The sequence below is a fragment of the Kushneria sp. EE4 genome (assembly GCF_977968315.1).
The window spans coordinates 2,141,176-2,152,456 of record NZ_OZ386212.1; the positions used below are offsets into that span (position 1 = coordinate 2,141,176).

The 11,281-nt window shown below is 64.1% G+C and carries 8 protein-coding genes; all 8 read right to left on the reverse strand.

Features of this window, described 5'->3' with window-relative positions; genetic code table 11:
• The 8 genes from ACXMYO_RS09855 to ACXMYO_RS09890 all read right to left on the reverse strand — a co-directional run bounded on the left by ACXMYO_RS09855 (position 1) and on the right by ACXMYO_RS09890 (position 11,094).
• The gene (locus ACXMYO_RS09855; RefSeq protein ID WP_457808585.1) at positions 1-1,062 is read right to left on the reverse strand and encodes an arginine N-succinyltransferase; all 1,062 of its coding nucleotides are present in this window, start codon (positions 1,060-1,062) and stop codon (positions 1-3) included.
• Complete coding sequence (locus tag ACXMYO_RS09860; RefSeq protein WP_457808586.1) at positions 1,056-2,102, reverse strand: arginine N-succinyltransferase; 1,047 nt, start codon at positions 2,100-2,102, stop codon at positions 1,056-1,058. The genes ACXMYO_RS09855 and ACXMYO_RS09860 overlap by 7 nt, the downstream gene beginning before the upstream one ends.
• A gap of 13 nt (positions 2,103-2,115) precedes the next feature.
• A complete protein-coding gene (locus ACXMYO_RS09865) occupies positions 2,116-3,330 on the reverse strand; it encodes an aspartate aminotransferase family protein (protein ID WP_457808587.1) in 1,215 nt (404 codons plus the stop codon).
• Between the two features lie 129 nt (positions 3,331-3,459).
• Positions 3,460-4,122, reverse strand: coding sequence for a transglutaminase-like cysteine peptidase (locus ACXMYO_RS09870; RefSeq protein WP_438764350.1), 663 nt, complete (start codon positions 4,120-4,122; stop codon positions 3,460-3,462).
• 50 nt (positions 4,123-4,172) lie between these two features.
• Positions 4,173-6,098, reverse strand: coding sequence for an EAL domain-containing protein (locus tag ACXMYO_RS09875; RefSeq protein ID WP_438764351.1), 1,926 nt, complete (start codon positions 6,096-6,098; stop codon positions 4,173-4,175).
• Positions 6,095-7,444 (reverse strand): TolC family outer membrane protein, encoded by a 1,350-nt coding sequence (locus tag ACXMYO_RS09880; protein WP_457808588.1) that lies wholly within the window; start codon positions 7,442-7,444, stop codon positions 6,095-6,097. Before ACXMYO_RS09880 ends, ACXMYO_RS09875 begins: the two co-directional genes overlap by 4 nt.
• A 43-nt stretch (positions 7,445-7,487) precedes the next feature.
• Positions 7,488-8,891, reverse strand: a complete 1,404-nt coding sequence (locus ACXMYO_RS09885) for an HlyD family type I secretion periplasmic adaptor subunit (RefSeq protein ID WP_457808589.1) — start codon at positions 8,889-8,891, stop codon at positions 7,488-7,490.
• Positions 8,875-11,094 (reverse strand): type I secretion system permease/ATPase, encoded by a 2,220-nt coding sequence (locus ACXMYO_RS09890; RefSeq protein ID WP_457808590.1) that lies wholly within the window; start codon positions 11,092-11,094, stop codon positions 8,875-8,877. The genes ACXMYO_RS09885 and ACXMYO_RS09890 overlap by 17 nt, the downstream gene beginning before the upstream one ends.
• Positions 11,095-11,281: the final 187 nt, after the last annotated feature.

The window sequence follows — 11,281 nt, forward strand, 5'->3', positions numbered from 1 at the left end:
TCAGGTGGCCAGCAGCCTGAGCGTATCCCCGGCCTCGACGTTCAGGCGCTGCGCCTCCTCCGGGGTCAGGGCGATCTCGCCCGCCTGCGGGCCCCGCCCGACCCAGCCGGCGCGAAAATCGATCGCCGCGCCGGTGGTGGCCGCCAGCCAGCCGGGCCGCTCGTCGTGTTCGAGTTCGGTTTCGATAACAACCCGAGCCGTGTGGCTGTCGCGAATCGAGCGCACATCATCAATGTAGGCCTCCACGGTCGGGCCGCCGTCAAAGATGTCGATGTAGCCCTCAAAGCGCAGCCCGTCCCGGTTGAGCATTGCCAGCGCCGGACGGGTCCGGGTATGGACCTGCCCGATGCACTCGCGCGCCGCCGGTGGCAGAAAGGAGGTGCAGATCGGGTGGCGCGGCATCATCTCGCCGATAAAGCCCTTCTCGCCCATGCCGGTGAGGTGGTCGGCGCGCTGAAACTCGATGGGCAGAAACTTCTGGCCCAGCGCCTCCCAGAACGGGCTCTTGCCGTCGTCGTCAAAGCGTCCGCGCATCTCGGCCAGCACCCGCGCCGGGAAACGCTCGCGAAAGCCGGCCATGAACAGCCAGCGCGCCCGCGACAACAGTGTGCCGTTGCGCATCAAACGCTGCGCCTCACCGCGCCAGCCCTCGCGCAGATACAGCGAGCACACCTCGGCAGAGCCGGTGTGATCGGAGCACAAAAAGAGTGTGTCCAGCGTGCGGTGCAGCTCCAGATGGCTGGAGGAATGCGCCAGCTGACCGATGCGGTAGTGATAAAACGGCGCCTCGAGCCCGACGCGCGCCTCGATGGCGCAGCAGCCGGCCAGTCGCTCGTCGCTGTCCGCAGGCTGGCTGTCGTCTTCCAGAACAAAGAAGTAGAGCGCCGCCCCGGGGGATGCCGCGGACGGGTCAGGGACAAGCTCAAAGCTCTCGCGGGCGTGAGCGATCTTGTCGATCAGAAAGTCGCGACTGTTGGGCAGCGAGGTAAATCCCGGCCCGGTCTCGACGGCAATCGCCTGCAGAGCATCGATGTCGCCGGCCTCGATGGGACGGATCAGCATGACAGGCCCTCCGTATCACCGGCCCGGGTGAAGGGAATGACCAGCACGGGTTCGTCAACGGCCACCGACAGGGATCGGGCACAGGCGTCATCCAGCACGCACTGGCCGCGCTCGTTGATGTGTCGGGTCACGACCCGGGCCCTGAAGTTTCCCGAGCGCTGACTGGCGATCAGCAGCGCCTCGGAACATGCCTCGTCGTCCGGCGTGTCACCGACCTGGACGGTCAGCCACTGCCCCCGGGGCAGATGATCGCGTGCGGCCTCCAGCAGCGGGCCGCCATCAAGCAGATCGACGTGGCGCGACAGGGCAAACCCTTGCTGCTGCCAGGCGCGCAGCGCATTGGCGTGATTGTCCCCGACCCGCCCGATCGCCTCGCGCGTTGGGTCATCGAGCAGCGGCAGATAGAGCGGAAACGGCGGCATGACCTCGCCGATGAAACTTCTCGAGCCCAGACTGGCCGCCCGATGAATTTCGTCAAAATCACGCGAGAAAAAATGGCGCCCCACGCCGTCCCAGAACGGCGTGCGCCCGGCTTCGCGATAGCCGGACAGCGCCACGAAAAGCGTCGATGCAAAGCGCTCCGGGAACCGGGCGATCAGGGCCAGACGTGCCGCGCGCAGCAGGCGTCGGGCGCTGTCGGCCAGATCATGATCGGTGGTGGCCAGTGCGCACAGCAGTGAGGCGTGCGACATCTCGTGCGAGATGGACAGAATATCCACCTCGCGACGCACATCGAGCTGCTGGGAGGCATGGATCAGCGTCTCCCGGCGGTAGGTGTAATAGGCGTCGCGACCGCCTGCCAGCGCCCTGATCGTGGCCGTGGCGATCACCTCGCCTTCATCGGTCTCCACCACCAGCACATACTGCTCATCGCAGGGACGATCCACGCTGTGCGCCAGCGCCGCCTCGCTTGCGGCCAGCCGCGCGGCCAGCCGATCGCGATCGGCCGGCAGATTGGTCAGCGCCGGCCGGGCCGCCTCGGCCATGGCCATGATAGCGTCGATGTCGGCGGTCGTGGCACTGCGTGCAATCAGTGACATGCCAGCGTCTCCGTCAGTCGTTGGCCACGACCCGTGCCAGCGCACGATCGAGACAGGCCATGCCTTCGTCAATGACCTCCGGCTCGATGACCAGCGACGGCGCAAAACGCAGCACGTTGGGGCCGGCCACCAGCATCATCAGCCCCTCTTCAGTGGCCGCGGCCAGCACTTCGCGTCCGCGCTCGCCAAAGGAGGGCTTGAACTCCGCACCCAGCAGCAGCCCCATCCCACGGATATCGCTGAAGCAGTCGTATTTCTCGTTGAGCCTTTCCAGATGCTCGCGGAAACGCTGTGAGCGCGTCTCGACGCCCTCGAGCACCTCGGGCGAGCCGATGGTTTCCACCGCGGCGAGTGCCACCGCCGCGCCCAGCGGATTGCCGCCATAGGTCGAACCATGGGTGCCGACCACGAACACGCGCGCGATCTCATCGGTGGTCAGCATCGCACCGATCGGGAAACCGCCGCCCAGTGCCTTGGCCGAGGTCAGAATGTCGGGCGTGACGTTGTAGTTCATGTAGGCGTAGAACCGACCGCTGCGGCCGACACCGCACTGCACTTCATCGAAGATCAAAAGCGATTTGTGATCGTCACACAGCTTGCGCAGGCCCTCGAGGAATTCGGGCGTGGCCGGGGTCACGCCGCCCTCGCCCTGCATCGGCTCGACGATGACCGCGCAGGTGTCGTCGTTGATCAGCTCGCGCGCGCTTTCCAGATCGTTGTAGGTGCCGTGCACAATGCCGCCGGGCACCGGACCAAAGCCCTGGGAGTATTTGGGCTGGCCGCCGACGCTGACGGTAAAGAAGGTGCGGCCGTGAAAGGACTGGCGAAAGGAGACGATGCGGTGCTTGTGTTCGCCCGCCGTGTCATGGCCGTAGCGCCGTGCCAGCTTGAGCGCAGCCTCGTTGGCCTCGGCGCCCGAGGAGCACAGAAACACCTTGTCGGCGAACGTCTTCTCGACCAGCGTGCGCGCCAGCTTCAGCGCCGGCTCGTTGGTGTAGACGTTGGAGAGGTGCCAGACCTTCTCGCTTTGCGCCTTGAGCGCTGCCATCAGCGCCGGGTGGCAGTGCCCCAGCGCGTTGACGGCAATGCCGCCGGCAAAGTCGATGTACTCGCGACCCTCCTGGTCCCACAGGCGGCTCCCCTCGCCGCGCACCGGCATCACCTTCTGGGGTGAGTAATTGGGCAGCATGTACTGATCAAAGGCTTCGCGGGTGGGGGTCCAGCTCATGACGGGTCTCCATTGACAAATACATCAGGCGACAGGGAAGTCGCTGACAGACGTATCAGTATACGCAGAGGAGACCGGCAAAAGGCAGGGGGTGAAGCATGATCGATAACGCCTTCGCAGCGTCAGGCGTCAGGGTCGGTTCATGACGCCGCCTCGCACGCGCGTCTGCCAGTCCTCCCAGCGGCTCAGCCGATTGGCATTGCCTACCGGCGCCTCCTGGCCCGAAGCGGTCGAGGTCCAGAGACTGCTGGCGTTGAAGCTGTAGATGGGAATCAGGTCCCGACGGGACGCGGCAGGCGAAATGCGTTTGTCGATGTTGTCCAGGATCACCGGCATCTGCTGCGGCTGTGCCGCCCAGGAGAGCACCATGTGAAACTGGTCATAGGGCACATACTTGACGTAGTGAAGACGCATCTGATCATCGGGCACCCCCAGCTCGCGCAGGGTCAGATACTTGGCCAGGGCAAACTCCTCACAGTCGCCTCGCCCGACCCCCAGAAACTCGACCGGCGTGGCCCAGTAGTCCTCGACATGCCAGACGTCGACATCATCCACAAAATCCAGCTGGTTGAAGAAATCGTTGACCCCGGCCAGCTGTACGGCCACCGGCTGGCCCCTGAGCCGTGTGATCAGCGCCTGCCAGCGCTCCACCCGGGCAAGACCGGTGCTGCCGTACTGTCCGACGATGGCGCCGGCCGGCGGAATGGCCGAGCCTGTCAGCATACCGGCCGAGGCCGGCAGGACAATCACCAGCAGTACGGTTGCTCCCCACCGGTACCATCGCCCCATCATCGGCAGACATTCCCTGTCAGATCATGCTTGTTTATCGTCCGGCGCATGCATTAATGAACCCCCGGATTCAGTGCCACCGCCGGGGCCAGATAGCCCTGATAGCCGTCCGCGCCGATCTCGGTGACGCGTGCGCGCTGCGCCTCGGACTCGACACGGGTCACAATCACCAGCACTTCAAGCTGATGCGCCGCCATGCACAGGCTGTGCAGAAATTCGTTGTCGACATCGTCACGCACGAAAAAGGTCTGATCGATCTTGACGTAATCCGGGCGCAGCCTGCCCAGCACGGGCAGCGAATTCAGATCGCGGGCAAAGCGGTCGACGCCGGCACGCGCGCCAAGCGTGGCGGCCTTTCTGAACAGGCGCTGCACATTCTGACCGTGGCGCAAAACGCTCTCTTCGGTGACCTCGATATCCAGCTGACGCGCCAGCGACGGGTGCGCTTTAAGCCACTCGATCAGGGCATCGACCTCGACGTCGCTGCCGATGAGATCCGCTGTCAGATTCAGCGCCAGGCGATAATCGATGTCGTGCCCGTGACGGCTCAGCCAGTCCAGCACGTAGCGGTCCATCTGCGCGCCGATGCCAAAATGACGGGCGATCGGTAAAAAGGTCGAGGCCAGATGCAGCTCATCGCCTTCCTTCAGGCGCATGAACAGCTCCCGGTGCAGCTCCTGGCCGTCGTTGAGCAGCACGGGTTGCGCCACGAAAACGGCCTGATGATTGGCCAGCGCGCGATCGATGACCGTGCGCCACTCGCCGCGGCTGCGTTCGTTGTGGCGGGACTCACGCGGCGAGGTATACCAGCGCTGATCGGACTCGATCGCCTCACGCAGGGCGCTGTCGGCCTTGGAGAGCATCGGCACCCGCTGAAGACCCGGCTCGCGCAGCACGATACCGGCACGGGCGTGATGGGCGCGCTCCTCGTCGAGCGGGTTAACATCGACGATGTCATCGATCCGGTCGAGCAGGGTCAGCACCAGCTCCTCGCGATGGGCGTCGCTGGCATCCGGCACGATCAGGGCAAACTCTTCGGCCGAAAGTCGGGCCGCCTGGATGGGGGTGCCCTGCACGCTCATCCCGGTCAGATAGTCGCCGATGGCGCGAATGGCGTTGTCGCGCTCCTCGAAGCCGTCGCGACGGTAGATCTCGCCGAGATGGTCGATACGCAGAATCATCAGCGAGCCGCCTTCGGGGGCGGCCAGCCACTCATCCAGAATGCGGGTCAGATAGGAGCGATTGCCAAGGCCTGAAACGGCGTCACGCTCGGCCATGCGCTGCAGACGAATAACCTGCGCGGTCTGCGCCTCAAACTGATCGCTGAGTCGCGCGCTGAGATGATTGACGGCCTGAGTGATGCCCTTGAGCTCCCGAACGCGGGTGGACTCGATGGGGCCGGCATAGCCTTCAATCTGCAGGGCCTCGATGTAGCTGGAGAGTCGATGCAGCGGCGTCAGAAGCCGTCGAAAGCCAAGCGCGCAGACGGCCAGCGTCAGCGCCATGCCCACCGCCAGCCACAGCAACAGATTCAGCCCCAGCGCCCAGAGCTGGTCGTAGGGCAGCGTGTTGTCCGCCTCGAGCATGATGGTCCCCAGTGGCGACCAGCCGCCGGAAATCTCACGCTGAGTGGCAAGCTGCGGCAGGGACACCAGCGACTGGAACCAGCCAGGCGCTCGCGTCGTACCCGGATTTCGCACCACCAGCGGCTCGTCGAGCCCGACCGCCTCGAGCCTGAGCGTATTGACAAAGCTGCCGTCCGAGGTGGCCTTCAAAAGTGTTTCGGCGCTGGTCCAGTCGCCCTCCTCGATGAACTGCGCCAGCGTCAGACTCAGCCCCTGGGTCATGTTGGTCGTTTCCAGACGCTGACTGTCGAGCAGCGACTGGCGGGCGTGCTGCACGTTGATGGCAAAAATACCGATCGAAAAGAGCAGCAACAGCCCGGCCACGCCGGAGACGAGACGATGGAAAAGACTCATGATTCGCCTCCTGGCGCCGGACTGCCGGCCCCGAGCAGTTGATTGCCGTCGACGTTGCCCTGGTCGATACGAATCTGGAGGGTGTCAAGCAGATTGCCGGTCACGGCCAGCAGGCGATAGCGCGCGCGCGTCAAGGCAAAGCGCGCCTGCACCTGATCCTGCTGGGCGCTGTAAAGTTCGGTTTCGCTGTCCAGCACGTCCAGCAGGGTGCGCCGGCCGATATCAAACTGCTTGCGGTAGTTGACCCGGGTCTGTTCGCTGGCGCTGACGTGTCGCTCCAGATAAGGCAACTGGCTGGTCACGTAATCGCGGGCGTTCCAGGCCAGACGCAGCTCATCGCGCACCTCGCGCAGGGCCCGGTCGCTGTCGTACTGCACGGCTTCCAGCGAGTGGTGTCGGGCGCGCAGCTCGGCCGCATCGCTCCCCCCGCGATAGAGATTCCACGACATCACAAGCTCGGCATTCCAGTCGTTGGCGCGGCTGCCTTCAAAGTCGTAGTCCCGGCTTGTCAGTCGACTGGCCTGAAAGCGCAGCTCTGGCAGGAAGTTGCTGCGCTCGGCACCCACTTCATGACCGGCCGCCGTCACCGAATGGCGCGCCGCCACCAGAATGGGGTTGTTTTCATTGGCCATGGCCAGTGCCTGCTCGAGTTCGGCGGGCACGGGGGAAAGATCCACCGCGTCCGGTGGTGTCAGGTCCCGGGGTGATTCTCCGACCAGACGCAAAAAAGAGGAGATGGCATCCTCATGATTGTTGTAGGCCGCAATCAGGCTGGACTGTGAGCGAGCCAGACGGCCGTCGACCTGGCTTGCATCGGTGGCCGTGCCGGCGCCGAGCTCACTGCGGCGACGAATGTCGGCGGCAATGCGCTGATGGGTGTCGACGTTGCGCTCGGCCAGCGCCACGAGTCGCTGCGTCTGCAACACGTCCAGATAGGTCTCGATCGTGGCCAGTCCGACCCGGTTGGCCGCTGCGGCGACTTCCCAGCGCTGATAGTCGATCTGGCTGTCGGCGTTGCGAACGCGCTCAAGCGTGCGATTGTTGTCCCAGATCAGCTGCGAGAGCGTGATGGAGCCGCGGCGGTAGTTGTGCGCATCGCTTGAGCGGTCGATGCCGTTGACCTCGCTTTCGTTTTGCCCCCGGCCGGCACGGGCTTCCAGATCCACCGACGGCAGCCAGGCGCCCCGCTGTGCCCGGGCACTGTCCCTGAACTGTTCATAGCGCGCGACTTCCGTGCGCGTTATGGGGTTTTCCATGATGGCCTGCGTCACGGCTTCATCAAGCGACTGCGCCTGCGCCGCCCCTGCCAGTGAGAGCACATACAGCCCGGCCCACCACTTTTTCATCATGACCCCCTGATCGCTTTTTTCATTGTTTGCGCAAGCGCCATCAACGCTCACGCAGGGCACCCTGCTGTGCTCTCAATATCGGCTTGAGCAGATACTGCAAAATGGTCTGATCGCCCGTGATGACATCGACACTGGCCTGCATGCCGGGGATGATGGTCATCGGATTATGCTCGCCGCCCAGATGGTTCTGATCGGTCACCACGGTGACCTCGTAGAAGCTGTTGCCCTTCTCGTCCTGCACCGTGTCAGGGCTGATACGCTGCACCACCCCCCTGAGCCCGCCGTAGATGGTGAAGTCATAGGCCGAGAGCTTGACCGTGGCCGGCTGGCCCGGATGAATGAAGCCGATATCGCGCGGTGGAATGCGCACATCGATCTGTAGCTGATCCTCGATGGGCACGATCTCCATCAGGCTCGCCCCCGGCTCGATGACGCCACCGATGGTGTTGACGTTGATGGTGCGTATACTGCCCTGAACCGGCGAAGTCACCAGCGTTCTGTCCAGCCGGTCCTGCAGGCTGGCCCGCCCCTGTTGCTGGCTCTCCAGGCGACCGCGGGCCTCACTCAGGGCATCGGCGCTGCGCACCCGAAACTGGGCGGCCACGTCACGGCGCCGGCTGATGGCTTCCTGCAGCTCGGACTGTTTGGACGGAATGGACAGCCGCGCGGATTCAAGCTCCCCGCGCAGGTCGTTGACCTGACGCTGCTGTTCCAGCAGATCCACCCGCGAGACCACCCCTTCCTGCACCAGCGGCGTGGTAATCGCCAGCTGCTGACTGGCCAGCTGATGGCTGCGCGACAGGCTGGCCACCCGGGCGCGAATCTCGCTGAGCTCTTGAGTGCGCTGGGCAATCTGATCCCGCGACTGATCCAGCTGCGTGCGCAGCCCGCCGATGCGATCGCGATAGCTTTCGGTCGCCGTGGCGGCCAGGTCCGGATTGGCTGATCGAAATGTCTCGTTAAACTCGGGCGGCTGCAGGGTGATCACGACCTGATCCTGCCAGCCGTCGGCCTCGGTATTGATGACCACGGAGGCAAGCTCGGCCTGATACTGGGCAATGATCGATTGCAGTCCGGCAAGCGTCGACTCCCGCTCGGCCAGATCGGAGCTTGCCCGGGTCGGATCGATTCGGGCAAGCCTTTGACCGGGCTCGACAATATCGCCCTGACGCACGTAGAGCTCGCGCACGATGCCGCCTTCCAGATTCTGAATAGTCTGCAGCCGGGTCGAGGGCACGACCTGACCAGTGCCACGGGTGACGATCTCGACATGCGCAGTCGCCGCCCAGGCGACAAAGGCAGCCAGCACCGCCAGCAGCACCCATAAAAGGATGCGCGAGCGCCAGGGTGTGGCCAGCAGCATGGCGGCACTGGCATCGTCGGCCAGCTCGAGTTCATGACTGCCCGGGCGCGGCCAGCGCCCTTTTCTAGCCCGTTGTGCCATGACGCACCTCCGCATCCGCGCCGGCGGCACCCGGCCCCGGTCCGGCGCCCGGGGCATGGACCCTGCCTTCATTGAGTGCCTTGAGCACGCTTGCCTTGGGCCCATCGGCAATAATGCGGCCCTTGTCGAGCACGATCAGACGATCAACGACTTCCAGCATCGAACTCTTGTGGGTGACCAGCACCACGCTCTGATTGCGTGGCATCTCCATCAGCACGCGCCGCAGCCGGGCCTCGGCGCGGTTGTCCAGGTGCGCGCCGGGCTCGTCGAGCAGCAACAGCGGGGCATGGATCAAAAGTGCCCGGGCCATCAACACCGACTGGCGCTGACCGCTGGACAGCAGCCGGCCGCCCTCGCCGACCTGACGGTCCAGTCCGTCAGGGTCGTGGCGGGTAAATTCGGCCACGCCTGCCACATCAGCGGCGCGCTGGATGGCCTCGTCGCTGGCGTGAGGCTGACCCAGGGTGATGTTGTCGCGAATGGTGCCGAAAAAGAGTGCGCTGTCCTGACCGGCGTGACCGATATGACGCCGGACATCAGCGGGATGGAGCTGATTGATATCCAGCCCGTCGATGCGCAGGCTGCCGCTGGTGGCGCGGTAGAGCCCGGTCATCATGCGCTGGAGTGTGCTTTTACCGGCGCCCATGCGCCCGATAATGCCGACCCGCTCGCCGGGCTCGATGATCAGGGAGATGTCATGCAGGATTTCAGGGGACTCGGGTGAGTATTGAAAGCCGACGTGATCGAACTCGATGCGCATGTTGAGCCGGTCACGGTGGACATAGTTTTTGCCCTCTTCCACTTCCTCGGGCATCTTCATGATCTGATCGATGGCCGCCATGGCACTGCGGGTCTGGCTAAAGCGCGTGATCAAAAGCGCCATCTGTGCCAGCGGTTGCAGTGCCCGCCCGGTCAGCATGACAGCGGCGATCAGCGCCCCCATGGAGAGCTGCGCATCGCCGATCAAATAGACGCCGTAAATGACCAGCGCCACGGTGGCCAGCTGGTTGACGCTCATGGTGAGCGAGGAGACCGAGGTAGAAAGGTTGCGGCTTTTAACGCCCCATTTGGAGATCTCGCCGACGGCGCGCTCGTAGCGACGCTGGGTTTCGCCCTGGGCATTGGCCAGCTTGAGGCTTTCAAGCCCCGCCACGCTTTCGACCAGTCGCGCATGCTTTTCGGTGGCCAGCCGCGAGCCCAGCTCGATCGAGCGCTTCATCGGCCACTGAATCAGGATGCTGTAGCCGATCAGAATCACCAGCGCGATGATGGGCACCCACACCAGTGGGCCGCCGACAATCCAGACCACCAGCAAAAAGAAGATGGCAAAGGGCATGTCGACCACGGTGGTCATGGTCATGGAGGTGAAAAAATCGCGAACCGAGTCGAACTCCTGCAGGTTCTTGACGAAGGCACCGACCGACACGGGCCGCGCCTCCATGCGCAGGTTCATGACCTTGGCAAAGATCTTCGAGGAGAGCAGTACCTCCGATTTGCGCCCGGCCGTATCAAGGAAAAAGGCCCGCACCTGGCGCACCAGCAGATCAAACGCCACGATGATGCCCATGCCGCTGGCCAGCACCCAGAGGGTACTGAACGCCATATTGGGCACCACCTTGTCGTAGACATTCATGGTGAAAAGGGGCGCGGCCAGCGCAAACAGATTGATCAGAAGCGAGGCAATCAGGACATCGCGATAGATCGGTGTAGAAAGCTTCAGCGTCGACCAGAACCAGTGCCCTTCGGCCAGTTTCATGGTTTCCGGCGCGCGTTCGTCAAAGCGATGTTCGCGGCGAATATAGACAATCTGGCCGGTGGCCTCTTCACACAGGCTATCCATGAGGATCTCCTGGGTGCCATCGGCTTCGGGCAGATAGATGGTGGCATGCTGTCGGTCGCTGTCACGCGAGAGCATGATCGCGGCCCGACGGCCCTTCAGGATCACGATACACGGCAGCAGGATATCGGCGACGCGGTCGGGGCGCTGGCTGACCAGTTTGGCAGAAAGCCCCGCACGACCGGCCGCGCGCGGCAGAAGCGACAGCGTCAGCCGCCCGTCATCGAGGGGCAGACCGGCGCTGATGACCTCGCCCGACCGCGGCGCGCCGTGGTAGCGGGAGAGAAAGACCAGCGACTGCAAAAGCGGGTCGCTCTCCTTCCCGGCAATGGGTTCCGGACGAAGTGGTGTGGGTTCCTCTGCCAAGCTACTGCCCCTTTTCTGATTCATCCTGATGTACAGGGCTGCCCGTCTGGATGGCGCGACAGGGGCATTTCCCGATCCATGCCCGGCCCTATTGTGCGGCGCTTGTCTGTTGCCCCCTGCCGGGAACAACGATGGTTTATGGGCCTATTTCGGACGTCACGGCGCAGGGCACCGCAACGCCTGCCCC